This is a genomic window from Ruegeria sp. BC1 (genome assembly GCF_056539305.1).
Genome location: NZ_JBQFUT010000003.1, coordinates 265,908 through 292,617, shown reverse-complemented (window position 1 = coordinate 292,617; position 26,710 = coordinate 265,908). Strand labels below are relative to the sequence as shown.

Annotated in this window: 27 protein-coding genes; 20 read left to right on the top strand and 7 right to left on the bottom strand. The window is 52.4% G+C overall.

Annotated elements, in window-relative coordinates; all coding sequences use genetic code 11:
* Window positions 1–3: 3 nt before the first annotated feature.
* Window positions 4–681, bottom strand: a complete 678-nt coding sequence (locus ACR0IY_RS09510) for a hypothetical protein (protein WP_480672582.1) — start codon at window positions 679–681, stop codon at window positions 4–6.
* Window positions 682–788: 107 nt separating this feature from the next.
* Between ACR0IY_RS09510 and ACR0IY_RS09505 the strand changes: the two genes are divergently transcribed.
* The 4 genes from ACR0IY_RS09505 to ACR0IY_RS09490 are packed head-to-tail and all read left to right on the top strand — an operon-like array spanning window position 789 to window position 4,751.
* On the top strand, window positions 789–1,664 hold the full coding sequence (locus tag ACR0IY_RS09505; protein ID WP_480672580.1) for an NAD(P)-dependent oxidoreductase: 876 nt from the start codon (window positions 789–791) through the stop codon (window positions 1,662–1,664).
* A 60-nt stretch (window positions 1,665–1,724) separates the two neighbouring features.
* Window positions 1,725–2,318, top strand: coding sequence for an amino acid synthesis family protein (locus ACR0IY_RS09500; RefSeq protein WP_480672578.1), 594 nt, complete (start codon window positions 1,725–1,727; stop codon window positions 2,316–2,318).
* 25 nt (window positions 2,319–2,343) lie between these two features.
* On the top strand, window positions 2,344–3,264 hold the full coding sequence (locus ACR0IY_RS09495; protein ID WP_480672576.1) for a flavin reductase family protein: 921 nt from the start codon (window positions 2,344–2,346) through the stop codon (window positions 3,262–3,264).
* A gap of 41 nt (window positions 3,265–3,305) precedes the next feature.
* Window positions 3,306–4,751 carry an NAD-dependent succinate-semialdehyde dehydrogenase gene (locus ACR0IY_RS09490; protein WP_480672574.1) on the top strand — a complete coding sequence of 482 codons (1,446 nt, stop codon included), beginning with the start codon at window positions 3,306–3,308 and terminating at the stop codon, window positions 4,749–4,751.
* A 622-nt stretch (window positions 4,752–5,373) separates the two neighbouring features.
* Here the strand turns inward: ACR0IY_RS09490 and wrbA are convergent.
* The 6 genes from wrbA to ACR0IY_RS09460 all read right to left on the bottom strand — a co-directional run bounded on the left by wrbA (window position 5,374) and on the right by ACR0IY_RS09460 (window position 10,552).
* The gene (gene wrbA / locus ACR0IY_RS09485) at window positions 5,374–5,973 is read right to left on the bottom strand and encodes an NAD(P)H:quinone oxidoreductase (protein WP_480672572.1); all 600 of its coding nucleotides are present in this window, start codon (window positions 5,971–5,973) and stop codon (window positions 5,374–5,376) included.
* 374 nt (window positions 5,974–6,347) lie between these two features.
* Entirely contained in the window at window positions 6,348–6,851 is a 504-nt protein-coding gene (locus ACR0IY_RS09480) for a hypothetical protein (protein WP_480672570.1), read from the bottom strand.
* 15 nt (window positions 6,852–6,866) lie between these two features.
* The gene (locus tag ACR0IY_RS09475; protein WP_480672568.1) at window positions 6,867–7,040 is read right to left on the bottom strand and encodes a hypothetical protein; all 174 of its coding nucleotides are present in this window, start codon (window positions 7,038–7,040) and stop codon (window positions 6,867–6,869) included.
* Between the two features lie 626 nt (window positions 7,041–7,666).
* Complete coding sequence (locus tag ACR0IY_RS09470) at window positions 7,667–8,638, bottom strand: formylglycine-generating enzyme family protein (RefSeq protein ID WP_480672567.1); 972 nt, start codon at window positions 8,636–8,638, stop codon at window positions 7,667–7,669.
* Window positions 8,639–8,733: 95 nt separating this feature from the next.
* Window positions 8,734–9,816 (bottom strand): ABC transporter ATP-binding protein, encoded by a 1,083-nt coding sequence (locus tag ACR0IY_RS09465; RefSeq protein WP_480672565.1) that lies wholly within the window; start codon window positions 9,814–9,816, stop codon window positions 8,734–8,736.
* 4 nt (window positions 9,817–9,820) lie between these two features.
* Window positions 9,821–10,552, bottom strand: coding sequence for a FadR/GntR family transcriptional regulator (locus ACR0IY_RS09460; protein WP_480672563.1), 732 nt, complete (start codon window positions 10,550–10,552; stop codon window positions 9,821–9,823).
* Window positions 10,553–10,729: 177 nt separating this feature from the next.
* Between ACR0IY_RS09460 and ACR0IY_RS09455 the strand changes: the two genes are divergently transcribed.
* From ACR0IY_RS09455 to ACR0IY_RS09380, 16 genes are all read left to right on the top strand, one after another.
* Window positions 10,730–12,103: an ABC transporter substrate-binding protein gene (locus tag ACR0IY_RS09455; RefSeq protein WP_480672561.1), complete on the top strand. Its 1,374-nt coding sequence runs from the start codon at window positions 10,730–10,732 to the stop codon at window positions 12,101–12,103.
* A gap of 102 nt (window positions 12,104–12,205) precedes the next feature.
* The gene (locus ACR0IY_RS09450) at window positions 12,206–13,108 is read left to right on the top strand and encodes a carbohydrate ABC transporter permease (RefSeq protein WP_480672559.1); all 903 of its coding nucleotides are present in this window, start codon (window positions 12,206–12,208) and stop codon (window positions 13,106–13,108) included.
* Window positions 13,105–13,920: a carbohydrate ABC transporter permease gene (locus ACR0IY_RS09445; protein ID WP_480672557.1), complete on the top strand. Its 816-nt coding sequence runs from the start codon at window positions 13,105–13,107 to the stop codon at window positions 13,918–13,920. The genes ACR0IY_RS09450 and ACR0IY_RS09445 overlap by 4 nt, the downstream gene beginning before the upstream one ends.
* The gene (locus ACR0IY_RS09440; protein ID WP_480672555.1) at window positions 13,917–14,714 is read left to right on the top strand and encodes a shikimate dehydrogenase family protein; all 798 of its coding nucleotides are present in this window, start codon (window positions 13,917–13,919) and stop codon (window positions 14,712–14,714) included. The genes ACR0IY_RS09445 and ACR0IY_RS09440 overlap by 4 nt, the downstream gene beginning before the upstream one ends.
* Window positions 14,711–16,135, top strand: a complete 1,425-nt coding sequence (locus tag ACR0IY_RS09435) for a sulfatase family protein (protein ID WP_480672553.1) — start codon at window positions 14,711–14,713, stop codon at window positions 16,133–16,135. The genes ACR0IY_RS09440 and ACR0IY_RS09435 overlap by 4 nt, the downstream gene beginning before the upstream one ends.
* Before the next feature lie 191 nt (window positions 16,136–16,326).
* On the top strand, window positions 16,327–17,124 hold the full coding sequence (locus ACR0IY_RS09430) for an SDR family NAD(P)-dependent oxidoreductase (RefSeq protein ID WP_480672551.1): 798 nt from the start codon (window positions 16,327–16,329) through the stop codon (window positions 17,122–17,124).
* A 561-nt stretch (window positions 17,125–17,685) separates the two neighbouring features.
* A complete protein-coding gene (locus tag ACR0IY_RS09425) occupies window positions 17,686–18,468 on the top strand; it encodes an IclR family transcriptional regulator (protein WP_480672549.1) in 783 nt (260 codons plus the stop codon).
* Window position 18,469: 1 nt separating this feature from the next.
* Window positions 18,470–18,970 (top strand): RidA family protein, encoded by a 501-nt coding sequence (locus tag ACR0IY_RS09420; RefSeq protein WP_480672547.1) that lies wholly within the window; start codon window positions 18,470–18,472, stop codon window positions 18,968–18,970.
* Window positions 18,955–19,833 (top strand): aldose epimerase family protein, encoded by an 879-nt coding sequence (locus tag ACR0IY_RS09415; RefSeq protein WP_480672545.1) that lies wholly within the window; start codon window positions 18,955–18,957, stop codon window positions 19,831–19,833. Before ACR0IY_RS09420 ends, ACR0IY_RS09415 begins: the two co-directional genes overlap by 16 nt.
* Window positions 19,826–20,710: an SMP-30/gluconolactonase/LRE family protein gene (locus ACR0IY_RS09410; protein WP_480672544.1), complete on the top strand. Its 885-nt coding sequence runs from the start codon at window positions 19,826–19,828 to the stop codon at window positions 20,708–20,710. The genes ACR0IY_RS09415 and ACR0IY_RS09410 overlap by 8 nt, the downstream gene beginning before the upstream one ends.
* Before the next feature lie 19 nt (window positions 20,711–20,729).
* Window positions 20,730–21,401: an SDR family oxidoreductase gene (locus ACR0IY_RS09405; RefSeq protein ID WP_480672542.1), complete on the top strand. Its 672-nt coding sequence runs from the start codon at window positions 20,730–20,732 to the stop codon at window positions 21,399–21,401.
* Window positions 21,395–22,570, top strand: a complete 1,176-nt coding sequence (locus ACR0IY_RS09400; protein ID WP_480672540.1) for an amidohydrolase/deacetylase family metallohydrolase — start codon at window positions 21,395–21,397, stop codon at window positions 22,568–22,570. The genes ACR0IY_RS09405 and ACR0IY_RS09400 overlap by 7 nt, the downstream gene beginning before the upstream one ends.
* Before the next feature lie 101 nt (window positions 22,571–22,671).
* Entirely contained in the window at window positions 22,672–23,763 is a 1,092-nt protein-coding gene (locus ACR0IY_RS09395; protein ID WP_480672538.1) for an alanine racemase, read from the top strand.
* Window positions 23,760–24,593, top strand: a complete 834-nt coding sequence (locus ACR0IY_RS09390) for an HpcH/HpaI aldolase family protein (RefSeq protein ID WP_480672536.1) — start codon at window positions 23,760–23,762, stop codon at window positions 24,591–24,593. Before ACR0IY_RS09395 ends, ACR0IY_RS09390 begins: the two co-directional genes overlap by 4 nt.
* Before the next feature lie 2 nt (window positions 24,594–24,595).
* Window positions 24,596–25,678, top strand: coding sequence for an ABC transporter ATP-binding protein (locus ACR0IY_RS09385; protein WP_480672534.1), 1,083 nt, complete (start codon window positions 24,596–24,598; stop codon window positions 25,676–25,678).
* Window positions 25,675–26,700: a Gfo/Idh/MocA family protein gene (locus tag ACR0IY_RS09380; RefSeq protein WP_480672532.1), complete on the top strand. Its 1,026-nt coding sequence runs from the start codon at window positions 25,675–25,677 to the stop codon at window positions 26,698–26,700. The genes ACR0IY_RS09385 and ACR0IY_RS09380 overlap by 4 nt, the downstream gene beginning before the upstream one ends.
* The last annotated feature ends 10 nt before the right edge of the window (window positions 26,701–26,710 follow it).

The window sequence follows — 26,710 nt, the reverse complement described above, 5'->3', positions numbered from 1 at the left end:
TTGTCACTCCTGCTTGTCGTGGGTGGACGCGAAACTGCGCATATGGCGGAACGTGCGGTATGTCCCCTTGAACCAGGCTCTGTCCGCCAGAAGAGAGCGCCAATCTGATGCGCGAGCCTTTGCGCGCGCGTCGCTGTCCAGCGCGGACAGGTCGCGCAGATGATGCAGGGCCAAATGCGTAAAGTTTTCGGGATGGCCGTCAAAAACATCAAAACGACGCACCATAAGCCAATCTTCGCATTCCATCAGGGTTGGTACGTGATCCTTTTCGTACCAGTTGTTAAAATCGTCATATTCGTCTGCGGGAACCCGAAACAGAACACTGTAAAGGAAAGGTGAGTCCAGCGCCTCTTCGTAGCTAAGCCCCGGCTGGCATTTCACGGAATAAGTGTTGCCGGTGTATCGGGTGAATCCCTTTACCTCACTGAGCATTCGCTTGGTCAGTTCTGATGGCTTACCTTTGACCTCGGCATAGGCTGGTCCTTGCAACACATCCGGGCCATCCATTTCATAAACCGCTAGATACCCGCCATTGTCGCTTGCCGCATAACGACGCGCGCCCTGAAACCCTTTGACCGCCATCCGAACGGGAATGTGCTCGTCATTGTACCAGTCATGGAACTCCTGTTCCCATGACGCGTCTGGGGTCATTTCGGAGAAAAGTATTGTGGATCGCTTCACAGTTGCACCCCGTTAATTAGTAATGTAAGATAGCTATTTATATTAGTTATAAATGCTTGTCAACGCCGCGTTGCACATCGGCGCTCTGGCGGGGTCGGGAGTAAGAAATGAACCAAAACGATTACAAAAAGGCAGGCTTTATCGGCTTGGGAAGCCTGGGGTTGGTGCTGGCTCAGAACTTGATTGCTCGGGGAGTGGCGGTACACGGGTATCGGCGGTCTGATATGACGCAGTTTCGTGAGGTTGGAGGTTTTGCCGCCGAAGGTGCAGCTGATGTTGCGCTCAAAGCGCGGGTGGTTTTCACCTGCTTGCCGACGCTTGCCTCTCTGCAGGAAACAGTCGAAGAATTCCTGACCCTGAACTCTCCCGCACCTATTGTCGTTGAGCTGGGTGTTTTCCCTGTTACCGAAAAACTGAAGCTGAGAGACAAACTGCGTGAACGAGGAGGTGACTTGCTGGATTGCCCGGTTTCAGGAACACCAGGCATGGCGAAAGACCGGAAAGGGCTTATTCTTACCAGCGGTGACGAATCTTGTTTTCAGACGGTTCAACCGCTTTTGAAGAACTGTCTCGATCAGGTAATCTATTGCGGTGAATTCGGAAATAGCTCGAAGGTGAAATATATCGCCAACATGCTTGTGGGCGCGCATATCTTCGCCGCACAGGAAGCGATCCGCTTTTCAGAAGCCCTGGGCCTGGATTCAAGCCTTGTAGTCGAAATTCTGAAAGACAGTGGCGCAGGCTCTAATCAGCTGAAGATGCGCGGGCCAATGATGGCATCACGAGAGTTCCCGGAGCCACTCGGTAGTTCATCTCTGGTTGTAAAGGATTTGCAGGTTATTCAGGACGCTGCTCGCGAAATCGGGTTTGAGACCGATCTGATCGACACTGTTCTGCCGCGGTTCGAAAAGGCGGTAAGCGCCGGACTTGGGGAAAGGGATGTGGCCGAAAGCATTACGGTTGCTTCAAAAAAGTTTCCTTGACAAAATTCTTAGCTATGCAGTATAGCTATTTTGAATAGTTTGCTAACATCAGGTAAAGCAATGAAGCCCGAAATCCGGAAAATCGTCACCCAAACAGAAACAACGTTGGTCGAAGGAGGGAAGTCAGCAGCAAAACCTCTCGATCTTTATGCTGCGGGCGTGGTTATCCAAAATCCATGGGCCGGGCAGGGCTATGTTGAAGACCTGCAACCTGCGATCCAAGCTATCGCCCCAGATTTGGGCGTCTTGTTAACCGAACAAATCCTTAAGCTCGCGGGATCGCCGGACAATATCGAAGCCTATGGTAAGGCCGTTGTCGTGGGTCTCAATGGCGAGATCGAACATGGATGCGGTCTTATCCACACACTGCGTTTTGGGAACAACTACCGCAAGGCGGTTGGAGCCAAGAGTTTTCTCGCGTCGACAAATGTCCGCGGCCCAGCAGGGATGCAGATCCTCATGCCGCTGGCACACAAACACGACGAGGGCCAGCGGTCTCATTTCCTGACGATGCAGTTCACGGTCGCTGACGCGCCTGGGCCGGATGAGATTTTGATTGTGTTGGGGGCCGCGAATGGTGGACGCCCGCATCACCGCATCGGTGACCGGTATCAGGATCTGGCCATCTTGGGTGACACAGACATTACAGAGTAATGCAATAGCAACGGGGAACAAGGTGATGACGACCAACGCCATCGAGCTTCGAAATGCATTCGGAACATTCATGACCGGCGTCACAGTCGTGACGACAAAGGAAGAAGATGGCACGCCACGCGGCTTTACAGCCAATTCATTTTCTTCGGTTTCTCTTGACCCCCCGCTATTGCTAATCTGTATCGCAAACACGGCTTTTAGTGCTGACGTCTTTCGCAATGCATCGGGCTTTGCCGTCAACATTCTTGCCGAAGGCCAGATCGAAACGTCAAACCTTTTTGCCTCGAAGAGCCCGGAGAAATTCGAGAAGGCATCTTGGACTCAGGGTCCTGCCGGGAATCCCGTGATCGACGACGTGCTAAGCTGGTTCGATTGCACAGTTCATGATGTCTTTGATGCCGGTGACCATTTCATACTCGTCGGAAAGGTTGAAGGGTTTGCGACAAACGATGGCGGTCCGTTGGGTTATGCGCGTGGCGGCTACGTTACGATGGACCTTGAACGCAAAGTCGCGCAACGCCCGAATGACAACAGGATTGCAGTCAGTACAATCGTAGAGTGCGACGGAAAGGTTTTCCTCACTCCCGGCAAGGAAGCTGGAACACTAAAACTTCCCCGGCGCGTTCTTGAGAAAGGAGAGGCAACGCTTCCCGCTCTAGAAGGAATTCTGCACGCTCATGGCCTCAACGCGAATGTCGGTTTCCTATACTCGGTTTTTGATGATGAAACCGGCAAGCCGCAGGAAGTCGTCTACCGTACAACAACAAACGACGCTGTCTGTTCCAACGGCCAGTTTTTCGACCTGGAAAGCCTCGACATGTCAGTTCTGGAGACTGACACTCTCAAACGGATTCTGGACCGCTTTCGTGTCGAACACCAAAACCAGAACTTCGGTCTTTATGTTGGCCCCGCTGCTGGTGGAAATGTCCATCCCGTGTCCGGGTAAGACGACAGCAGAAAATCGATACTCCAAAAATCGGAGACTCCATGACTCAGGTAAGACCACTGCTCCTTGGCTATCTCGCCAGTTCGCACTCGGACAATCTGCTCGGCCCCAACCCAATTGCCGTTAAAAATCCCGCCAATGGAAAAACAGTGGGACATGTGCCGGATCTCGACGTAGGCCGCACACAGACGGTTCTTGAGAGCGCGAAACAAGCGCAAGGTGAATGGGCCGCCAAAACCGGCAAGGAACGAGCTCAGATTCTGCGCAGGTGGTTCGAACTGGTCATGGAGCATCAGAGCGAACTCGCTGAAATCCTAACTCTTGAGATGGGCAAACCCCTGTCCGAAGCAAAAGCCGAAATTGCGTACGGCGCATCCTTCATCGAATGGTTTGGGGAAGAAGCTAAAAGAATCTATGGTGACGTAATTCCAGGACACATGCCGGACAAGCGGCTGGTTGTGCTGAAACAGCCCGTTGGCCTAGTAGTTGCAATCACACCGTGGAACTTTCCGAATGCAATGATAACCCGCAAGGTTGCGCCAGCGCTTGCCGCAGGATGCTCCGTGGTTGTGAAACCAGCCACGCTTACACCATTGTCTGCCATGGCATTGCAAGAATTGGCCTATAAAGCAGGGGTTCCTAGAGACGCTTATCAGACCATTACCGGTCGCGATACCCGTGGGTTGTCAAAGCTCTTCTGCGAAAGCCCGATTGTTTCAAAAATCTCGTTCACCGGATCCACCGAAGTCGGCCGTATTTTGATGAGCCAAAGCGCGTCGACGATCAAAAAACTCAGCCTCGAACTGGGTGGTAACGCCCCGTTCATTGTTTTTGATGACGCAGATCTTGATGCAGCGGTTGACGGTGCTATCGCTTCAAAGTTCCGCAACGCTGGGCAGACCTGCGTATGTGCAAATCGGATTTACGCTCAATCGGGTATCTACAATGAATTCGTCAATAAACTGGCGGAAAAGGTAGGGAAACTCAGAGTAGGCGATGGCCTGTCTTCGGAAACCCAAATTGGGCCGTTGATTGACAGCAATGCGGTGGTCAAAGTCCAGCAACACATTGATGACGCCGTAGCAAAAGGCGGGAAGATAGTGTCAGGGGGTGGGGCCACCGAATTGGGTGAAAACTACATCTCTCCCACTGTCATCTCCGAGATAACAAAAGACATGGCCGTTGCGAAGGAAGAGACATTCGGTCCCTTGGCGCCCATTTTCCGCTTTGAAACAGAAGAAGACGTGATCCAACAGGCGAATGACACAGAAGTAGGACTAGCTTCATATTTTTACGCCAATGACTTGTCCCGGGTTTGGCGCGTTGCTGAGCAGATCGAGGCCGGAATTGTCGGTATCAACACAGGTCTAATATCTACCGAAGTCGCACCGTTTGGTGGGATCAAGCAATCTGGGCAAGGCCGGGAAGGCTCCAAATATGGGATCGAGGACTATCTCGAACTAAAATACATGTGCATGTCGGTTTGATTTTCCAGGTCCACCTACACGCTCAGAGTGCACTTTGTGTAACTTCTTCCAACTAAAAAGTTAGCCGATGGCTCGCACCCCCAAAAGCCTGCCCATCGGCGCGCCAGTACTTCGCCCAGTTTAACAACGAAGTACTGGCGCAGAATCTAAAATAAATAGTTCGGTTATATGACCTAAGTGTATTTAGATAGCGTTAATGCTGAGGAACAGTATCGCAGTTATAGCTTCTGAATGGCTTGGGTGCCCCTAAACTTGAGGCGAAAGGGCCAAAAGCGACCAACGCAAAACGTAATGATACGAGCGTGGCTAAACGTTATCTATCATAACGACTTCCCAAGTGTTGGGACCGTGAGTTAGTCTTAAAGCCTAGCGTTCTTGGTCAGGTAAGGTGGCCCAAAGGGAATAAACGAACTGGCATTGTTTTCCTTTTGCCAGACAGGTCCGATACCAAATGACCAGTCGAGCCAATCATCGAAATATGAAAAAGACTTTCAGAAGAAGTTTCTTTCCGTGTTTTCATTAAACTAATGTAAAACGCAACGAACAAGCTCTGGATTGTAAAATCGAGCGTGTGCAGAAAGGTATCCGCGAACAAGTATCCGCGAATACCGAGTTTTTCGGATCAGTCGAAAAGTTTGTTTGCTACTTCTGCGATACGCCGACCTTGATAGCGTGCTCCGTCAAGATCGACAGAACTGGGCATGCGGCTTCCATCTCCGTCGGTGATTGTCGTTGCACCGTAGGGTGCACCACCCTTCACCTCATCAACTCCCATTTGCGCCTGAAATCCGTAGTCAAGGCCCACAATGGTCATTCCGAAATGCATCAAGTTGTGAATGAGCGACATCAGCGTGAGTTCCTGACCGCCATGCTGCGTCGCTGTGGCGACGAATGCCCCCCCAACTTTACCATTCAACGCACCTTTCATCCAAAGTCCGCCGGTCTGGTCGAGAAACGCAGCCATTTGCGATGGAAGGCGGCCGTACCGCGTACCTGCGCCGAGGATGATTGCATCGTAATTCGGCAAATCATTCACTTCAGCGACAGGTGCCTTCTGGTCGAGTTTGAAGCCGGAAGATTTAGCAACTTCTTCAGGTACTGTCTCGGGCACGCGTTTGATATCTACCTCAGCGCCAGCACTTCTGGCTCCTTCTGCGATGGCTTCCGCCATCTGTTCAACATGCCCATACATTGAATGGTACAGAACAAGGACCTTACTCATGTCCAACTCCTTTGAATTCTTAGAAAGTCGTTTGCCTTGGTGATCGTATTCAGCAACGCTATATAGTTATGCAATATACCTTTTAAAGATGTCAATATTGGCATTTTTGGGCGGGAATTGCAGACTTTGATGCCAATGCGGCGCTCGTCATTATGAGTAAAGGTGCGCCATTACCTGTAGCGGCTTGAGATCATAATCCGTTCGGCGCGAGAATATCGCTTTTTCTGCCTCAGAATAATTGAGACGCTCACATTCTTGAGACTGGGATCGCCGATGTGAGACCATCCGGCGCCGTCACAACGACAACGTTGCCATCCTCATTGGCTCTGCCGATTCGCACGTCCGCGCGGGTTCAAGTGCCCGCTCAGAAAGCGCTAGATCTCGGCAGGCTTGGACTGGAACTGATCTGCCAATCGCTTCAAGGAATAGGCCTGCGGGGTCAGGCGCGGCTCCAGGTCATCGAAGTCGGGTGCCAGCGCGGCCGATACAATACACGCGATGATTGGTTTCTGTCCGGTGCGGAACCCGGCCTCCAAAGCCCAGTTCAAATACTCGGCTAACTGTAAGGGGGTGGTCAGGCGCTCTGCCAGCAGGTTCAGAGCCGCCGGTTCGATAATTTCGTCAAGCAAAAAGCTGTCTTCGGTACACTGATCCAGCAACCAGTCGAGGTAAACTCGGGCATTTTCTCCGAATTCTTCGAAGGGTAGGGTATCTGTGCGATGGCCGATCTCTTCCATGGTCGGGCGGCGTAAGTCGTTTCGCAGTTTCGGGTGCCCGACCAGAATGACAGATAGATTGCCATCGCCGCGTGCGATCACCTCCTGCAGACGTTTCAGCCCAATAAGTGTCTTGTCGTGAAGATCGCGTGCTTCATCCACGAAAAACGCCACCGGCTAACCAGAACGGGCAACCAGTTTCTGAAATTCCCGCTTCTCACCTTGGGTTGGAATCTTTGGTTCGTTCTCACGCGAAGGGTCATGGAACAATGCAGATTTCAGTGCCGGAACGGTTGCCCTGGCTTTGTCCACCGACAGGCTTTCGGCGATAGTGATCTTCTTCTCGCGCACAAATTCATCCTGCAACCGGTGTAGGAACACAGTCTTGCCGGTGCCAACTGGGCCTGTTACAGCGATCAGGCGTCCGGTCCCAATGCCCGCCCGGACAGTGTGGGTGATCTGACGATGGTTCTTGGTCTCATTGAAGCCAGCTGCATGCCAGTCTTTGATTAGCCCCTATCGCGCCAGGATTTCGGCATTCAGCATTACTCGCTCTCCTCTTTAGTGGCTGGTCGCTTCGGCGAGAACAGGTCAGTTATTCCTTGTTTGATTTCCGCATTGTCGAGCATCCGGTCGACAAGATCATTCACGAAAGCCGGATCCTCATCTGTCAGGCGGGCAGTAGTTTGTGCAGCAAATCCGAGACCCCGCGCCGCGCATCTAATCGGCTACCATAGTGAACTCTCTGTAGGGGTCCGGACCAACAAAGGGCTGAACCTTCTAAAGTCGCCAGAAAGCAAAGCCGGGAGCGGCCAGTCTGAAGAATCCGCCTAGCGGATCAGTTTAACTACGCAAAAAAGCTTGACTGAGGCGATCCCGTTACCGAAGCCCTGACCCGGGTAAATCAACGTTGACGGCGCTGTTGCTGAAGCACTTTGCCTAAACAAAACCATCATCTGCAATTCAATAGGGATTAGTTATTTAAAATTTGTATTGGTTGAAACATCGTAAACACAACGAAAACCAAGATGGGCTGCCGAAGTGTCGGGAGAACCGCAGGACCGCGCAGCGATCCGGTATCGGTAACAGTAATTTTTGTGGCACAAGAAGGACCCACCTTTCATTACGCGAGCACCTTCTTTCCTAGCCTTTGCATTCGTTGCATGGGCACTTTTGGAGTTTGACCTAACGCGAAACATGTCCGCGGTCCATTCCCAGCAATTCCCGCAGCAGTTGTACAGACCATAGCCATTAGCTTGAAAACTTCGCGCAGGCGCCAACCAACGATAACCGTCCAATGAGGAGTTTTCGGCCGGAAAAGACCCCTGCCAAATGTTGCAAGGTGTGAATTCGGTATCATCAGGCTCACGATTGCCCCAAGGGTACACTGATCCTGTGCGGCCTCCACGAGCCGCATGTTCCCATTCGATTTCCGTCGGGAGCCGGCCTCCTGCCCATGATGCAAATGCACGAGCATCCGCCCAACTGATATGTGTAACAGGTAGTGCTTCCCTTCCAACCACGTCGGAACCCAGGCCTTCAGGATGTTGCCAGCTCGCGCCAATAACTTTGCGCCACCATTCAAGTCCTACGACGCCCTCAGTTATTGCGCTTTCTGGAAGCATATCAAAAAATACTAAAGACCAACCAAACTCCTCTGCCTCAGTAACATAACCTGTGTCCTCAACAAATGCGGCGAACCTTGCGATTGTTACGGCCTCAGTGTCTATTCGAAATGGCGCCACTTTTTTCCATCGACGGGGGCTCTCGCCATCAGCCAAAATGCGAGGGTTCTGCGTGCCAACTTCCGCTCGACCGCCAGGGATTTTTGCGGTGTCAGAACTGTCCAAATTCGTTGAGTGGAAAAGGCTGCTTCTGTTTTGTCTTTTTCTCTTTTGGGGGAAAGAAGGGCAGCACAATCCTTTCGACGAGATATGTTCAGAGTCCATCGTAAAACATCCTGGACTTTCGTTTTGCGAAAAAGCCCATCGACAGTCTGATCGGCGGCCTTTGATCACAAGACGACCAAGAACTCCATTCGCTGCTATTCGATACGGTTGCCGTCATCATCGAATGCAAGTACCGCAGATAACGGGAACGTTATGCCTGTACTTGAGTTGTATTCTTCCTCTTGTTCCCCTGAAATCAGAAAGGTCAACTCCCCTTTGTCGTAGGCCAGGTAGCCGTAGCTCCTGTCGCCAAGATGTTCGGTCATCAATAGCCTTGTCCGATCCAACGCAATATACCCGCAGTTCGAGACCGGCTGATCGGATATTGAACAAAATTCGGGTCGAATTCCTATCCTATCGACGTTTTTATCAAAGATGCGATTAAGGCTAATTTCACTGCTACCAATCCGTAGTCGAGACACTTCGCCCAGGCATTTTGTCTGGTCGACCTTAAAAAAGTTCATTTTTGGTGTGCCGATGAAACCAGCAACGAACAGATTTGCCGGCTTATGATAAAGGTCTTGCGGTGGTCCGGCCTGCTCAATTTTACCCGCCCTGAGCACTACCACCTTGTCGGCAAGCGTCATAGCTTCAGTTTGGTCATGAGTTACATAAACAGCCGTAGATTTAAGGAGTTTCTGCATCTCTGCAATTTCCAATCGCAGCCGAACACGTAACTCCAAGTCCAAGTTTGAGAGTGGTTCATCATAAAGAAAAACTTTCGGCTTGCGGATCATTGCGCGACCCATGGCTACCCTCTGCCGTTGGCCACCTGATAGCTGCCGCGGGAACCGATCCAAGAGAGGCGTCAACTCCAAAAGCTCCGCTATCTCCTGAACGCGCTTGCCAATTTCCTTCTGATTTTCACCAGCCATACGAAGTGGAAAGCTTAGGTTCGATCGAACTGTCTTGTGCGGGTAAAGTGCATAGTTCTGGAAAACCATCGCGCAACCGCGCTCGGAAGGTGAGACATCGTTGATGAGGCTGCCGTCAATTCTGATCTCACCGTCACTGACACCTTCCAAACCTGCGATCATTCTCAGAATTGTGGACTTGCCGCAGCCGGATGGGCCCAGCAGGACTGTGAAGCCACCATCTGGTATGTCCAGATCAAGTTGTGGAATGACCTCGTGTGCGCCATAAGACTTGCGTACCTGCGCCAACTCTATCCCTGCCATCCATTCACCTTTCTGAGTTATTTCGAGCAAGCGCCTCGATATCGGCGCGAATGTTGTTTTGCGTAAATTCAAGAAGAGCAATCATGGCCTTTCGAGATCCGTCTGGGTCGCGAGCCCAAATTCGGTCTAGAACCGCGCGATGGAGCGGCAGTGCTCGACGCGGCGCATCAGCATTCTTTGTTGACAGATCGAACGACATCCGAAGGGCGGCTTGGATCGTCGCGCCGAAGGCAACAAGAAACTCGTTTCCGGTTCCTATTAAGATACCCTGATGAAATCGCAGGTCTGGCTCAGCAAACGAGTCTAAGTTCCCTCCGGCGTTGTCCATCTCCTGATATGCCCGCTCGATGATAGCAATTTCGGAGTCAGAACCATTTATCGCACACAAAGCGGAGGCTTCCGGCTCAATTATTCTGCGAACTTCGTTGAGCCGGTTCGCAAACTCCTCAACGGGTCTCTGGTTCCAAGTCCAATTGAGCAACTCAGGGTCCAGCATGTTCCAAGAGGACCTAGGCAGAACTCGCGTGCCCGCCTTCTGCCTGCTTTCAATCAGTCCTTTTGCCTTCAGATTTGTTAGTGCTTCTCGGATTGATGCACGACTAACCTGAAACTCTTCAGCCAGCTCGGTTTCTCTGGGCAGCACCTCACCCTCAGTCAAAGCTCCACCTGTAACGCGTCGCGCAATTTCAAACGCGACTCTTGAGGCTTGCTGCTTGGGTGTGTGGTTTTCGATCATTTACATCTCCATTTAGTTTTATGTCCGACATATAAGTGGTGCTGTCAACATAACTGGCCATTTTTGTGTTAAATAACTAAATAATTTTTTATGTCAGACATATTTACTTCTCTTATTATGTCTGACATAACGCCCTCAGCGGTAGAAAAATGGCCGCAGCCACACAGGGGGTAGACAATGAAAAAATCGCAGACCTTCAATCAAGCGCGTTCCGTCGATCGGCGATCGTTGCTGAAATCCGGCGCTGCGGGCCTGGCGCTCGCCGGCGTGCCGCCTCTCGCTTCACCTGCGATAGCGCAGTCGAAGCCGTTCGACGGGGTTACTCTACGCGGCGCATCCTTCCAGCATACATTCTTCACGATCCTTCAAAACTACATCCCCGAGTTTGAAGAGCAGACTGGAATGACCGTCGACCTGCAACTTTCGGCGTTTCCTGTCTACAACCAACAGGCGGACTTGGAGCTGGCGTCGGGCGGTGATGCCTATGATTTCGTAAACGTGACATTCATACTCGCAGCACGCTGGGTTGCGGCTGGTCTTCTTGCAAACCTCGACGAATTTGCAGGTGACCCGAACAAAACCCCGGACGATTGGATGCCCTCTGATTTTGTCGAGGGAGCTCAAGTTCCGTACCGTGATGCAGAGGGCAACACGTTCGGATATGCGTGGGAAGGAGGCGCAATGGTCATGGGCCTCTCGCGGATGGACCTTATGGACAAGAAAGGCCTATCGATCCCCACCACATTTGAGGAGATGGAGAACGTTTGCAGAGAAATTCACGGGACCGATGACGTGACGGGGTTTGTTGGCCACAACATTCACCATTGGGCTGTCCCACCTTACATGATGGGTTTCGGAGGAGACGTATTCCGTGACCCTCCCAACGATATCATGCCCATCCTAAATACGCCCGAAACTGTCGCCGGCGTCGATTTCTATGCCGGATTGCTGCGGAACTATGGTCCTTCGGGTGTAATCACCTTCACCGAAGATCAAGCTCGGCAAGCAATGCTGAACGGGCGGTCGAATATGTTTGTTCACTCATCCGGTTGGGTGACTCCCATTCTTCTCTCAAAGGACAGCCGAGTAAAGGAAACTGCTGCCGTAGCGCGGATGCCAGCAGGACCTGTCAATGATTTTCCTGCTTCAAACAGCCAAGGCCTTGGAATTCCGAAAAACGCAAAAAACAAGGATGCCGCCTGGGAGTTCATCAAGTGGGCACTTTCACCTGAGCTTTCGATGCGCATCGTCGAGGAAACGGGACATTCGTCGCTTTGCCGTCGCTCGGTAATTGAGTCGGAAGTCTACAAGGCCAAGAACATCGTAAACGGTCAAGATATAGGTGCGCTGTATATGGATGTACTGGAGCAACCGGCGAGGACCGAAAACTACATGGCCTACCGCACCGTGAAGGAATTTCCATTGACAGCTGACATTATGAATAAGGCCGTCGAGCAGGTCGCAAGTGGACAACTCGATGCTCAGTCTGCAATGGATGCGGCACAAGAGCAGGCGATCTCAGCGCTGAAACGCGCTGGTGTAGAACTTTGATCGATCCAGTCAATCTGGATTCTCAGGTGCGCCGGGAGCGCTGCAATTTCCTCCCGCTTTGTTCCCGGCCACCAACATACCGAGGTTTCGTCGAGTATAGGCATGTCTATCAATACCACACCTATCGATCAGGAGCGCCAACGTTTCCTTCGCACCGCATTGGCTCCAAGTTTGCTCGTCCTTTTGGCGATCGCCGGATTGCCAACAGTGTATCTTCTCGCAACAAGTCTGACACCATTCTCAATGGTGTTGCCCGGAAGTGGTACCAACTTTTCCGAACCGTTGAGAAACTATCGGTTTCTTGCCGAAGACGGACGTTTTGGTAACTCGCTCTTCGTTCAACTCAGGCTCTCTATATATGGAGTGACGGCGCAGGTTTTGCTTGGCACTCTCATCGCTCTCTTACTCCACACACGTTCTACATTTATCGAAGTAACGCGTACATTCTTCCTGATCCCTATGGTGCTTCCGCCAATCGTTGTAGCTGTGATCTGGAAGCTGCTTTATACGCCAGACATTAGTCCATTCTACCTCGTTGCAAGACTGTTTGATGTATCGCTCCCGGCTATGACATCGTCGGTGGAATGGGCCCTAACAGCCATCGTTATTGCAGACACATGGGAGTGGTTTCCTTTCACGTTTCTGATGGTTTTGGCTACATTGCAAACCATCCCCGATGAATACTCGGAAGCCGCCGTAATGGATGGTGCAAATCGAGTACAAGTTTTCTTTCACATTACTTTGCCGTTTATCACACCAATTTTGATAGTTTCGGCACTCTTCCGGCTTATCGATTCAATCAAGGCATTCCCGCTGATCTTCCTTCTTACACAAGGCGGTCCTGGAACTGTTACGGAGGTCACCAACTATTATGCTTACATACTTGCGTTCAATAACGGTGAGATAGGCTATTCCTCTGCAATCACAGTAATTCTCCTCTTGATCATAGTCGTGATGAGTTGGGCTGCCACACGCGCTGGCAGGGAAAGGAGTGCAACGATATGAATCGGGATGCTTCACTGCGCCGCCGTATCGCTGTTGGGCTGGTTCTCGTGCTCATTTTGATACCATTTCTTTGGCTTCTACAAATGAGCTTTAAGCCAAACATCGACATTATGGCGTTTCCGCCAAAGCTGTTTTTTGATCCCACTATTGAGCACTACGTGGCGCTTTGGGACGACAGTTTCCGCCATTCATTTATCAACAGCCTACTCTCGGCCTCAATATCAACGCTTCTTGCGTTGGTCTTGGGCATTCCTGCGGCCTATGCACTATCGCGGTGGAGTGGACGTGGAAAGAATGCTCTTGGCTTCTGGATATTGGTCACCCGAATGGCACCGCCTATCGCGTTCACAATACCATATTTCCTAGTCTACAAATACATCGGCCTGCTCGACACTGTGACCGGGCTCGTGTTGATTTATACCACATTCAATCTGCCGCTGGTCATTTGGATGATGCAGCCGTTCTTTGATGCAGTACCCGGATCACTCGAGGAAGCGGCACTTATTGACGGTGCGCGCCCGGCACGTACGTTTGTTGAAATTGTGATGCCAATGGTAGCCCCTGGTATTGCCGCGACAGCGATACTTTGTTTCCTGTATGCATGGAACGATTTCTTCTTTGCGCTAATCCTCACACGAACTGAGGCTCGCACGGCCCCAGTCGCGGTGGTGAACTTCATGAACTATGAAGGTTGGGAATGGGGAAGGATAGCCGCGGGCGGATCGTTGGTTATGGCCCCGGTTCTAATCTTCTCACTGGCGGTTCGCAAATATCTGGTTAGCGGACTTACCGCTGGAGCAGTGAAAGGATGACCAAACGTATTCCAAACGGTCACTCAAATCTTATCGGCTTACTTGCCCATCCCGTCACTCATGTGCGCGCTCCCGAAATGTACTCCCCAAAATTTTGGGAGGTCGACTTGAATTGGCACATGGTACCCTTTGAGATATCCTCCGCCAATCTGGCCGACGCTGTCGATGTTTTCGCCGCAACGAGGAACATGATTGGGCTGAACGTCACAATGCCGCATAAGAAAGCGGTTTTCGCCCTATGTGACGAACTTGGGCCCGCCGCACAAGTCCAAGGGGTGGTAAATACCGTTCGTTTCGAAGGCGGGCGGCTAATTGGTGAAAGTTTTGACGGTGCAGGTTTCATAGGTGCTTTAAAGGCAAACGCTTCTTTTGAACCATCGGCTCGTGTTCTTGTTGTCGGTGCAGGCGGCGCAGGACGAGCCATCGTACACGCACTTGCTGGGTTTGGGGTACAGCGTATTGGCATACTCGACCGAGACCTTGGTGCCGCTCGCCACCTCGCGGAATATCTTGCAGTTAACCACATCGGGATCGAGGCCGATACGAAAGATGATCTTTCAGACGTCGGGTTGGTTGTGAATGCGACCCCGCTTGGTTTGAAGGATGGCGATGATATGCCAATTGATCCAACCCGTATCCGAAAGGATGCTATCATTTTTGATATTATAGCCGCCACGGTGACTCCGTTCATGAAGGCTTGTCGCGCGCGCGGGCACACTGTGATTGGCGGTGAGCAAATGATTATTCACCAAATGGTTCCGCAAATCGCTTTTTGGCAAGGATCTCACACATGACAGACCGTCCGCACATAATCCTTGTGATGACAGACCAGCAGCGGTTCGACACAATCCGTGAACTTGGCGCAGAACACATTAAAACGCCGCATCTTGACCGTCTGGCGAAAGAAGGCGTTGTTTTCGAGAATTGTTTTGTAAACGCTCCATCCTGTGTTCCTTCGCGGGCTTCGCTTTTTACCGGACTGGAGCCGCATGCAACCGGTGTTTTGAAAAATGGCCAAAGCTGGAGAAATACCTGGGTATCGAACCTTGCAGATGTAGGTTACCACTGCGTTAACATCGGTAAGATGCATACCATTCCTTACGACCACAAAGCGGGTTTTCATGAACGCTTCGTTGTCGAAAATAAGGATCGTTTCTTTGAGGGACGTTGGTTTGCAGACGAGCTCGACAAAGCGATAATGGCGCACAAACTTGAAAAGCCTTCTCGCGAAAAGTATCGGGCGCTTCCGGACTATCGAGATCGACTTGGTGCAGTTGAATGGAGCTTGCCTGAATCTCTGCATCCGGATGTTTTCGTGTCCGAAACTGCGCAATGGTGGATTTCGACAAGACCCAAGCCAGATGCACTTTTTATGCAGATCGGTTTCCCAGGCCCTCACCCGCCATATGATCCCACCCCTGAGTTCCTCGAACATTATAAAGAAAGTGAATTACCGTCACCCGTCGTGTCTGAAGCTGATCTTGAAGGTCTACCTAGTTACCTCAAAGAAAAGCGGCAGCACGATGTGCGGGTCGACCACGATGCAGTGGCCTGGAAGGACAAACCGACCAAACAGGAGCTCCACCGTCTTTGGGCACATTACTGCGCAAACGTGACAATGATTGATGACCAATTGGGACAGCTAATTAATGCGTTTGAACGCACTGGCTATCTTGACAACTCTATTCTGATCTTCGTCTCGGATCATGGAGATTCCTTAGGCGAACATGGCCTCTCTCAAAAATGGTCGATGTACGAACCTGTCGTAAAGGTTCCCTGCATCATTTGGGCACCGGATAGGTACCAGCCTGCTATAGTGCAAGAAAAGATTCAGCTATTCGATTTGGGAGCAACGATCCTCGAACTTGCTGGGGCCCAGGCTCCAAATCCAATGCAGGCAAAAAGCCTCAGACCAGCTTTGGAAGGGCAACATTTCAGTGGGCGTGAAATTGTGTTTTGCGAACAGGCAGGTGACCTTTCGTTGACTGGTGCGCGGCTCGTGACCATGGCAAGAGATGATCGATACAAAGCTGTATTCGTGCTGGGCGCTGATGACGGGCAGTTGTTTGACTTGGAGGACGACCCAAAAGAAGTTCGCAACTTATGGTTCGACAAAGATCACCATGAGCATCGTGAAAGGCTCCGACGGGCTGTCCTAGCGTGGCGAGAACACAGCTTGGTCGAGACAATGGATTTAACTGCTGACAGCCGGTAGCTTCAGTCTTTTGAGACACTTTCCAATGCGCAGTCAAAAAATGCAAAATCTTTCGGCGGAGTTGCCGCCATCGACATGGCCCTTTTCCGCTATTTTATTACGTTTTTGCGCGGCGCGGCCGCCGCCTCTTTCGAACATTTCTAATAAAATGATCGCTGAATAGTGCACTATGAAATCCGAGGAGAACGGAATTGAACGTTGGTAGTGATAAGCGCATGGGTCATCTTTTTATTACTGGCGCGTCGGGGGGCATCGGCGCAGAAACTGCTAGGCATGCTGCAAAACAAGGATATTCGTTATCATTGATGGCTCGGCAGACCGGGCGCAGCGCAGCAAATAATATCGCCTCAGAGATTGAGAGCGCTGGCGGTCGAGCCGTCGTAGTTACGGGAGATGTGACTCGCGAGGAAGACATTGTTGCTGCATTCGACTCAGCCACGGAAGCGAATGGCCCAATCACCGCAGTCGTAAACTCGGCTGGTATATCTATCCCGGCGTCTGTTGAATCGTTGGATTTCACCGTTGTCTCGCAAACCATGGCTATCAACGTTGTTGGGCTTATGATGTGCTGTCGAGAGGGCGCGCGCCGTATGTCGACCAAACTCGGCGGCAACGGCGGCTCTATTGTCAACATCTCATCTATGGCAGCGACTATCGGTGGACGACCAGGATCTAGTGTCTATGCAGCATCCAAGGGCGCCGTCGATGTTTTCAGCACGGGCATAGCGAGAGAATTGGCCGATCAGGGCGTGCGTGTGAACACTATTCGCCCTGGCGTTATTGCCACAGGGATGTCGACGCATATACAAGAGGACATTGCCTTAAAAAAAGCCATAGAGGCGACCATACCGATGGGACGTCTAGGACAGCCGGATGAAGTATCTAGCATTGTGCTTTGGTTAATTTCAGACGCCGCCTCTCTTGTGACGGGTGCCCATATAAATGCAGGTGGAGGAGGATTCCATGTTGCTGCGGCCACAAAAAGCTAAAGGTGAAAGGAGACTTGTACTCGCTACGCGTGTGTTCAATGCATGCGCGACGACGAGCGGGGCTTAGTCGTTTCCCTTTGCTGCCTCCTTAAGGATCAGCTTGTCCAGCATCAGATCAGATACCGTTGGCAACCGAGCGACAGACAGAATCCTGAAATGCGTGGATGCCCAACAAAGGCTGAAACCGCCGACAGGATCAGAAAACGCGAATTCGCGAATGCGGAACTTTCTGGGTTTCGTCTGTTCGAGAAGCCTGCACGTTAAGGTGTCTAAAGGTATGGGGCCTCTTTCGTCTCAAAAAATTTCGACACATCCGAACAAAATGCCCCAAAATCCTCGGAATCCGCAAATTCTGATGAGGTGGGGTAGGGTGACCTCAAGGCGAACAGGTCACCGATCGTGTCACAAATAGTATCACTATATGATATTAAAAATTACATGTTGAAACTCTTGGCGCGCTATGTAAAAAGCTAAATGCACGAACCTTTGGATGACCGGAGTGGTCGAAATTGAACGCACTCTTGCGTGTTTGTAGTGGCTTAACTTGGAAATGGCGCAGGAATGATGGACAAACAAGGATCGAAAATTCAAGTTATTGACCGTGCCTTTGAGCTGCTGGACGCGTTGTCGCGCGACCCCGACGGGATAACACTAACTGAATTGACTTCGAAAACGGGCCTGCACAAGGCAACGGTACTTCGGTTTTTGAAATCGCTTGAGCACAATGGTGTCGTTGAGCAGGAGCGTGTCGGCAAACTATGGACGATCGGCGCCGGATTATATGAAATCGTGTCACGTAGCAGTCGCGGCAATGATCTTCGCGAAATTGCGCGGCCATTCATGGAAACTGCTTGCCGTGAGATTGGCGAAACCATTCAGCTGGGGATTTTGGGCGGTGGAGAAGTTATTTTTGTCGAGAAGGTCGAGCCTGAAGACTTGGAGCTGCGTATTAACACTCAGGTTGGCACGCGGCGGCCGATCTATTGTACGGCACTTGGCAAAGTGCTTGTCGCGAACATGCCCTGGAACGAAGTTGCAACCATGCTTCGCGAGTCTGGCATGCAGCCAAAAACCGAGCGAACGATTGTTGAGCCTGACAAATATCGGCTGGAATTAGAGAAAGTACGGCAAAACGGCTATGCGGTCGATAATCGTGAATACAACGACCTGGTGATTTGCGCCGCAGTGCCCTTGCGCAACGCTTCAGGGCGTACCATCGGCAGCCTGAGTATCTCGAGCTTTGGGACCGAAATCAATTCGGAGAAGTTTTTCAAGATAGTCGAAGTTGCGAGCAATGCCGGCGAACGGATCTCGGAAAAACTTGGCCACAGGGCCGTCGCCTGACATGGGCCATCCAAATCAAATCGGCAAGGACGGCAGTGACCAACGGCTGAAGGCACTCGGTATCACTCTCCCCAATTTGGCCAGTCCGTTTAACGCCTATGTTGATGCTGTCCGGGACGGCGACCTGCTTTACCTATCGGGAAAGGGTCCGCGGCGCGCGGACGGCACTCGCAGGGTTGGAAAGGTCGGCGGAGATGTTACCCTGGAAGAAGCGCGCGCAGATGCTTTCGTCACTGGCATAAATCTGATGGCGGCCATCCACTCGGCGGTTGGGTCCCTTGAAAAAGTCGACAAAGTTATCAAGGTCCTGGGGCTGGTCAATGCCACTTCGGAGTTCACGGAACACCCGAAGGTCATCGATGGATTCTCTGAGCTAATGATCGATGTCTTTGGTGAAAAGGGTCGACATGCTCGCACGGCATTCGGTGTCGGTGGCTTGCCGAACGGAATGACTGTCGAGATCGAAATGATCGTTCGGGTGACAACGTGCAAGACACCGTGACAATATCGAACGGCAACGATTTCCTTAGTGCATCGGCAGTGGGTGCAGAGTGGACGTCCTGGTCCGTCGACGGACAACAGTTGTTGTGGCAGGGCGATGGTAGATATTGGTCGCGTTCCGCTCCTGTGTTGTTTCCTGTCATCGGGCGGTGCAGGGATGGCTCCATCAGCGTTGACGGGGTGTCTTACCCGATAGGTGTGCATGGCTTCGCTTCGGTCTCTCGCTTCGATATTGCCGATGTTTCAGACGATGCAGTGACGTTTCGGCTGGGCGACACGTTAAACAGCCACCAACATTTTCCTTTTCGCTTTGAACTTCTTGTAACCTATACCATCTTGGATCGTTCGATCGCTGTTGACTTCGTCATTGCCAATACCGGCGACGTTGCAATGCCTTATGCCATTGGGTTTCATCCTGGCTTTTGCTGGCCGCAAAGAGGCATCGATCACTGTGCCAATGTGGTATTTGAGTCAGAGGAACGGAAGCATGTTCCCGTGATCACCGGCAATGGGTTGTTCAGCGATAGCGAGCGCGCGGTGGAAATGCACGGTCGCACACTTGATCTGTGCGATGCGAATCTCGCCTCTGATGCGCTTTGCTTTTTAAATGCGCGAAGCCGCAAGATCACCTTTTGCCAAACCGGACGTCCGGCGATCCTGATCGAAAATCAGGATTTTCCTCACATCGCCGTTTGGACCGTGCCGGGCGCTCCTTTCTTGTCGATCGAAAGTTGGACCGGCCATGGCGATCCTGAAACGTTTGATGGCGAGCTTGTCGACAAACCTTCTATGCGCTTTCTCGAGCCGGGCATGCGTGGCCGTCATGGGGTTTCCATCACCGCGTTAGTGACCAACCATGATTAAGGTGACCGAAGTTACCAAAGTCGCTGACCTTCTCGGCGAAGCCCCGCAATGGCGAGCGGGTGAGAATAAGCTTTACTGGGTCGACAGTTTTGCGCCAGCCATAAGACGTGTCGACCCGGGCGCAGGCAATGTATGGACTTTGGACTTGCCAGCCGACATCGGCTCTTTTGTTTTTGCACGAGACGGGAGCGTGATTGCCGGTATGCGCGGTGGTTTTCACCGCATCGATATTGCAACCGGCGAGGTGCAGCCAATCGTCAATCCTCTGGGTCCGGATTCGCGGCTGTTGCTCAACGATGGCAAGTGCGATCGTCGCGGAAGATATTGGTGTGCCAGCGTTCATTCAGACTTTGTCGGCAGGCAGGCAGCCATTTACCGGCTGGATCCCGATTTTTCCGTCAGACAAATGGACAGCGGTTTCATCATCGGCAATGGCATTGCATTTCCACCAAGCGATGACCGAATGTATTTTGCGGACAGCCGCGATGAAACTGTCTGGGTCTACGATTTCGCCCTGGATCGCGGTTCAATTTCAAACCGCCGCAAGTTCTTTTCAACCGCAGACATCGAGGGACGTGTCGATGGCGCGGCTTGTGATACGCAAGGTAACTATTGGTGCGCATTGGTTCACGCTGGGGCAATTGCCTGCATCTCGCCGGAAGGACGGATGATTGAACGCATAGAAATTCCGTGTCGCCATCCGACAATGGTCGCATTTGGCGGCGCCGATCTTTCCACTCTTTACGTCACTTCTGCGTCGGTGCTGCTTGACGAAAGCGAAAAGGGGCAATGGCCAAATGCGGGCAAGGTGTTTCGCATCGATGGCCTCGGAGCGAAAGGCGTACCGGAACCGCTTTTCGGAGCGGTCGTGCAATAGCAACTCGGGACAAAGCACAATGCCTACAGTATTAATCACCGGTTGCGATGCCGGAATTGGGCGAGAATTTGCAGAGCAATTTGCCGGCGACGACTGGGACGTAATCGCCACTCATCGCGATCTTTTAAATGCACTTCCGGAAAGCAAAGTGTTGCGTAACCTGAAACTCGACTTGACGGTCGACGAGGACTTTTCGGGGTTATCGAAAACGCTCGGAGACGAACCGATCGATCTGCTCGTATCGAATGCCGGTGTTGGTCTGGATGTAGGCCGGTTGGGTGATCTGGATTTCACTTATGTTCGAACCATGTTCGAGATCAACACCATTGGTCCGCTTCGTCTGATCGAGGTGTTGGCAGAAAACATCGCTGCCAGCAATATGCGACGGATCGTTTCGATCACCAGCCGCATGGGTTGCATCGGTCTCAATCTTTCGGGTGGTCACTATGGATACCGTGCCAGCAAGGCTGGACTAAACGCCGTAATGCGCAGTTTGGCGATCGACCTTTTTGCCCGCGGTATCACCGTTACATCGATTCATCCGGGTTGGGTCGACACCGCTGGCGGTGGAGGAAGCGCTGCAATGCCCGTTGGCGAAAGTGTGGCAGCGATGCGCGAACTAATCAGACGGCTTGGCAACCACGAAACCGGCCAGATCTACAATTACGACGGGACGCCTTTGACATGTTGAATCCAAAAACTTCCTGGGACCAACTGATTGCAGGGGGACGTATCCTTGATCCCAGGCGTTGCATTGATATGGTCGGTGATGTTGCAATTAGAGATGGCAAAATTGCTGCGATCGGCCCGTCGCTACCGCGCAACCAGGCTCGTGAGATATTCGACGCCGAAGGCATGTTTGTCGTGCCTGGCCTTATCGACATACATACACATATCTATCACCGTGCGACTTCGTATGGTGTGGATCCGGAACCGGTCGCGAGGCGATCCGGTGTCGTTACGATGGTGGATGCTGGAAGCGCCGGTGCCGGCAACTTTGCAGGCCTTCGCGATTTTGTGATTGCCAATTCGCCACGACGTCTTCTCGCCTATGTCAACATCTCTTATCCGGGCATTTTCGCGTTTGACCGCGACTATGTGATTGGTGAGGCAGCTGTACGCGAATTGCTGTCTGTGGATCATTGCGTCGATGCCGTCAACGCTCATCGCGACGTGGTTGTCGGCGTGAAGGTTCGGCTTGGTGTAAACACATCGGGTGATATTGGGCTGCTTGCGCTGGACCGTGCCATCGACGCGGCTGAGAAAACGAATCTGCCGATAATGACACATATCGGAATACCGCCGCCAACTTATCCGGAAATATTGGCCCGGCTCCGCCCCGGCGACGTACTGACCCATTGTTTTCGTCCGGCGCCAAATGCCCCGATCGATGAAGCGGGCAGCGTACTTCCGGCGCTGATCGAGGCCCGGAAACGAGGCGTCTTGTTCGACATTGGCCATGGGATGGGGGCTTTCGGTTTTGACAGTGCCGAAGCCGCCATTGCGCAGGGTTTTCTGCCCGACATCATTTCCAGCGATGTCCATGCGCTATGTGTCGACGGCCCAGCTTTCGATCTTCTGCACACAATGAGCAAGCTCATGCATTGCGGAGTCGCGTTGTCGGACATCGTCGCGATGACTACCGATCGTGCGGCGAAGGCGATAGGGCGGCCAGATCTCGGTGATCTGGCTGAGGGCAGCCAAGCGGACCTGACATTGCTGAAGGTGAAGGAAGCACCCATCCGCTTTGCCGACGTTCAAGGCGTCGAGCGAATCGGTAACTCGCGTCTTGTTTGCTGCGGTGGTTATGTGCGCGGAGCGTTCTTTGACAGCATGCCGCGCGCCTTTGAGACGCCTTAGTCTCACGATGTGATACTTGATATCAATATATAAGATTATTCTTGGATCACACCGTTTTTTCAGTATAGTTCCGAAATAGGGGACAAAGCTGGGGAAATCGGATGCCACCGAACTGGGAAGCTAGCGTCATTAACAATCTTGAGCCTGCGCTCTTGGATACGCCGGTTGTTGTTGCGAACATTGAAACCGTTGAAGAGAACATCAAGAAGGTTCAGGAAATCTGCGACAAGTCCGGAATCGCGAACCGGCCACATATCAAAACCCACAAGTCAATTGAACTTGCCAAGCTGCAGTTGAAACATGGCGCCCGCGGTATCACCTGCCAAAAACTTGGCGAGGCAGAAGTGATGGCAGGCGCCGGGATCGATGACATCCTGATCAGCTACAATGTGATTGGCGCGGCGAAACACGCTCGGCTGGCAAACCTTCATTCGAAAATAAACTTGACCGTTTGTTGCGACAATGAAGTGGTTGCGAAGGATTTGTCAGAGGCGGTTGCTTCGTCCGGTCGGGATCTCAAGGTGCTTGTTGAGTGCGACACCGGGCGACATCGATGTGGTGTTGTCACACCCGCTTCCGCTGCCGAGCTTGCTGCCAAGATCGACAAACTCCCAGGGCTGAAGTTTTCCGGGCTGCTGCTTTATCCGCCTAACGGTCAGTGGCGCGAGGCCTCCGCCTTTGTCGATGAAACCAGGGAGCGCTGTTCTGCTCTTGGGCTCGACATTCAGGTTGTCTCTGCCGGTGGCACGCCCAATCTCGCCAGTGTCGGCAGTTTTGGCGAAACCGAGTTTCGATCCGGAACTTCGATTTTCAATGACAGGCAAATGGTTGGTGTGGGCGCTGCGGATCCGAAGGATTGCGCATTGTTCGTGCTTGCAACCGTGATCTCAAGTCCTGAACCGGGGCGAGTCATGCTGGACGCCGGCTCTAAGACCCTGACCAGCGATTTGGCGGGCTTCAAGGACCACGGCGTACTTATCGACTATCCGGAAGCGCGCCTGGAACGCTTTGCCGAAGAACATGGCTTCGTCGATGTGTCGAACTGCGCCAGCGTGCCGCAAGTCGGTGAGATCGTGCGAATTCTTCCGAACCATGCCTGTCCGGTGGTTAATCTTTTTGACGAAATCGTCGTGATTGGAGGGAAGGGCAGGGGACGCATGTTGAAAATCGACGCTCGTGGGAGGGTAAGGTGACCTTGGACACCAAGACAAGAATACGTGATGGCAATGGCCAACTTTCCAATCCGTTTCGGCGTGCTCTGGCCGACGGGCGGCCTTTGATCGGAATCTGGTCAATGCTGAACTCAGTTAATGCAACCGAGGGTCTCGGTTGGGCCGGATACGACTGGCTTTTGATTGACGGTGAGCATGCGCCAATCACATTGGCCGATGCGATGATGCACATGCGGGCCCTTTGCGCGACGCCGACAATACCGATCGTGCGATTGCCATGGAATGACAGTGTGTTGCTCAAACAGTTTCTTGATGCCGGGGCGCAGACGCTGATGTTGCCATATGTGCAAACCGCAGATGAGGCGAAGACTGCGGTCGAGGCCATGCATTACCCACCGCATGGCAAGCGAGGTGTCGCAGCGATGCATCGCGCCGGTCGATTTGGCTTTGAACGCGAATATTTGAGCCAGGCATCCGACTCGGTTTACCTGATTGTCCAGGCGGAAACTGCCCAGGCGCTCGACAACATTACATCCATTTCCGAAGTTGATGGCGTAGACGCCGTGTTTTTCGGTCCTGGCGATCTGGCTGCGAGCATGGGCAAACTTGGGCGGGCTGCAGACCCGGACGTTACGGCCGCAATCGATCAAGCCGCCGAAAAGGTTAAGGCTGCCGGAAAGGCCGTGGGTGTTCTTGCTCCCAACCCCAAGATTGGTGAGCGCCACCTTGAGGCCGGTTACGATTTCGTCTCGGTTGCCAACGAAGCGGCGATGCTGTTCTCGACCGCAGGAGAAACGGCCAAGCGATTTGGTCAGATGGCTCGATCAAAAATTTCAAAGTCGGGAATCTGAAGATGGCGACCGTTGAGTTCCGAAATCTCGTAAAAAAATATGGCGAACTGCAAGTTGTTCACGGCATCAACCTGGACATAAACGACGGTGAGTTCATTGTTCTGGTCGGTCCGTCCGGCTGTGGGAAAAGCACATCGCTTCGCATGCTTGCTGGCCTGGAAGACATAACTTCCGGTGAAATCCGCATCGGCGACCGGGTCGTAAATGAAATTGAACCGCGCAACCGCGACATTGCGATGGTGTTTCAAGACTACGCGCTTTACCCACATATGTCAGTCTATGAGAACATGGCATTTTCGCTGCGCTATCGTAACACCGGCAAAAGTCAGATCAGACAGCGCGTAACGGAAGCGGCCGAAGTTCTTGGACTAACTGACCTTTTGGATCGCAAACCAAAGCAGTTGTCCGGCGGGCAACGGCAGCGGGTCGCCATGGGTCGTGCGATCGTTCGCAAGCCGCAGGTATTTTTGTTTGATGAGCCACTGTCAAACCTTGATGCAAAACTGCGCGGATCCATGCGGCTCGAAATCAAGAAATTGCACCGCAATCTTGGCGTTACCACTGTCTATGTCACGCATGACCAGATCGAGGCTATGACCCTGGCCGACCGGGTCGTAGTCATGAATTCTGGCGAAATCGACCAGATCGGAACACCGGAGGAGGTTTATTACTCGCCAAAAACCCTGTTCGTGGCTGGCTTCATCGGTTCTCCGACCATGAACCTTTTACCGGCCGAGCCGATCTCGGATACTCGCATTAAAGTCTGCGGGGCTGACGGGTTCGTTGTAAATCCCCCAAAAGGGAAAGCGGGAGCGCGTGGCGGATTGGTCTTTGGCGTAAGGCCGGAAGACATCAAGGTCGCGGACAGTAGCCCGAATCCGAACAACGCAATCGCCAAAGGTGTCGTCGACGTTGTCGAGGCGCTGGGGCCGGACACTTTGGTCTTCGCTGACGTTGGCGGGCACACGATCACGGCGCGCGTCCGACCGGAAGTCAAAGTCAGTGCGGGCGAAACTGTGATGTTCGAGATCGACATGGCACGTACCCATCTTTTTGATGCGGCGACCGGAAAGGCTATTGGATGAGCACCGAGCCCATCAGAGTCGCACTGGCCGGATTCGGCGCTTGGGGGCAACAGCATGCTCGTGCAATTGCCAACATCAATCACGTCGAGATCGTGTCGGTCTATTGCCACTCCGAACGTTCGGCAAACGCTGCAGCGCAGCTTTTGCCTGATGCGGAACGGTTTTCTGACTATGATGAAATGCTCGAAAAAAGCGACTATGACGTCGTCGATATCACAGTGCCCAATGACGTTCATTCGAGGTTTGCAATATCGGCTCTTGATGCGGGTGCGAATGTATTCCTTGAAAAGCCATTGGGACTGACTCTTGAACAGTGCGACACTGTTGCAGAGGCTGCGGAACGTAATAACCGCTTGGTCGCCCTCAACCACGAACTACGAGTGTCGCATCAATGGCGTGCTGTACGCGACGTCGTTTCGGACGGTCTTATAGGAGCGGTTCGCTACCAACATTTGTCCCTATACCGGAATGCGTTTCGCCAGGGGTCAGAAGGTTGGCGGTACGATCCGGCCCGCGTGGGATCGTGGATTCTTGAGGAACTCGTCCACTTCTTCGATCTCATTATCTGGTACGCCCACGAAAACGGTAAACCAGCGAAAGTCACTGCCTACGGCAACGGATTGCATGGTGAACTGACCGACAATTTCACTGCCGTTCTCGAATGGTCTGATGGCTCAATGGCCGTTCTCAACCAATGCCTTTCGGGTTTTGAACATCACACCTTGCTGGAAATAGGTGGCACGGATGGCGGTGTAAGGAGCTGGTGGTCCGGTGCACTCGACCGCACGCTCGATCCAAGTTTCGAGCTGAAAGTGAAGAGCGGAACACTGGACGTCGAGACCGTGGACATTCCACGGTCGGGCGAAGTCTTTGAACTAGAGGAAAATCTGCGCGCGGCATTTGCTGGGTTTCAGCAAGGCCATTCCATCTTACCACCAAATGAAGCCCGGAGCGCAGTCGAAATCTGCCTTGCTGCAGAAGAGTCGTTTCGCCAGGGCCAACCCGTCGAGTTAGCAAATTAATGGACTTTTC

Bases quoted from the DNA above. Each gene is read 5' to 3' on its own strand.
- ACR0IY_RS09445 (WP_480672557.1), top strand. From the start codon at position 13,105: ATGAATCGGGATGCTTCACTGCGCCGCCGTATCGCTGTTGGGCTGGTT.
- ACR0IY_RS09455 (WP_480672561.1), top strand. From the start codon at position 10,730: ATGAAAAAATCGCAGACCTTCAATCAAGCGCGTTCCGTCGATCGGCGA.
- ACR0IY_RS09405 (WP_480672542.1), top strand. From the start codon at position 20,730: ATGCCTACAGTATTAATCACCGGTTGCGATGCCGGAATTGGGCGAGAA.
- ACR0IY_RS09420 (WP_480672547.1), top strand. From the start codon at position 18,470: ATGGGCCATCCAAATCAAATCGGCAAGGACGGCAGTGACCAACGGCTG.
- ACR0IY_RS09435 (WP_480672553.1), top strand. From the start codon at position 14,711: ATGACAGACCGTCCGCACATAATCCTTGTGATGACAGACCAGCAGCGG.
- ACR0IY_RS09385 (WP_480672534.1), top strand. From the start codon at position 24,596: ATGGCGACCGTTGAGTTCCGAAATCTCGTAAAAAAATATGGCGAACTG.
- ACR0IY_RS09410 (WP_480672544.1), top strand. From the start codon at position 19,826: ATGATTAAGGTGACCGAAGTTACCAAAGTCGCTGACCTTCTCGGCGAA.
- ACR0IY_RS09460 (WP_480672563.1), bottom strand. From the start codon at position 10,552: ATGATCGAAAACCACACACCCAAGCAGCAAGCCTCAAGAGTCGCGTTT.
- ACR0IY_RS09490 (WP_480672574.1), top strand. From the start codon at position 3,306: ATGACTCAGGTAAGACCACTGCTCCTTGGCTATCTCGCCAGTTCGCAC.
- ACR0IY_RS09505 (WP_480672580.1), top strand. From the start codon at position 789: ATGAACCAAAACGATTACAAAAAGGCAGGCTTTATCGGCTTGGGAAGC.
- ACR0IY_RS09465 (WP_480672565.1), bottom strand. From the start codon at position 9,816: ATGGCAGGGATAGAGTTGGCGCAGGTACGCAAGTCTTATGGCGCACAC.
- ACR0IY_RS09440 (WP_480672555.1), top strand. From the start codon at position 13,917: ATGACCAAACGTATTCCAAACGGTCACTCAAATCTTATCGGCTTACTT.
- ACR0IY_RS09495 (WP_480672576.1), top strand. From the start codon at position 2,344: ATGACGACCAACGCCATCGAGCTTCGAAATGCATTCGGAACATTCATG.
- ACR0IY_RS09500 (WP_480672578.1), top strand. From the start codon at position 1,725: ATGAAGCCCGAAATCCGGAAAATCGTCACCCAAACAGAAACAACGTTG.
- ACR0IY_RS09395 (WP_480672538.1), top strand. From the start codon at position 22,672: ATGCCACCGAACTGGGAAGCTAGCGTCATTAACAATCTTGAGCCTGCG.
- ACR0IY_RS09470 (WP_480672567.1), bottom strand. From the start codon at position 8,638: ATGGACTCTGAACATATCTCGTCGAAAGGATTGTGCTGCCCTTCTTTC.
- wrbA (WP_480672572.1), bottom strand. From the start codon at position 5,973: ATGAGTAAGGTCCTTGTTCTGTACCATTCAATGTATGGGCATGTTGAA.
- ACR0IY_RS09380 (WP_480672532.1), top strand. From the start codon at position 25,675: ATGAGCACCGAGCCCATCAGAGTCGCACTGGCCGGATTCGGCGCTTGG.
- ACR0IY_RS09450 (WP_480672559.1), top strand. From the start codon at position 12,206: ATGTCTATCAATACCACACCTATCGATCAGGAGCGCCAACGTTTCCTT.
- ACR0IY_RS09425 (WP_480672549.1), top strand. From the start codon at position 17,686: ATGATGGACAAACAAGGATCGAAAATTCAAGTTATTGACCGTGCCTTT.
- ACR0IY_RS09400 (WP_480672540.1), top strand. From the start codon at position 21,395: ATGTTGAATCCAAAAACTTCCTGGGACCAACTGATTGCAGGGGGACGT.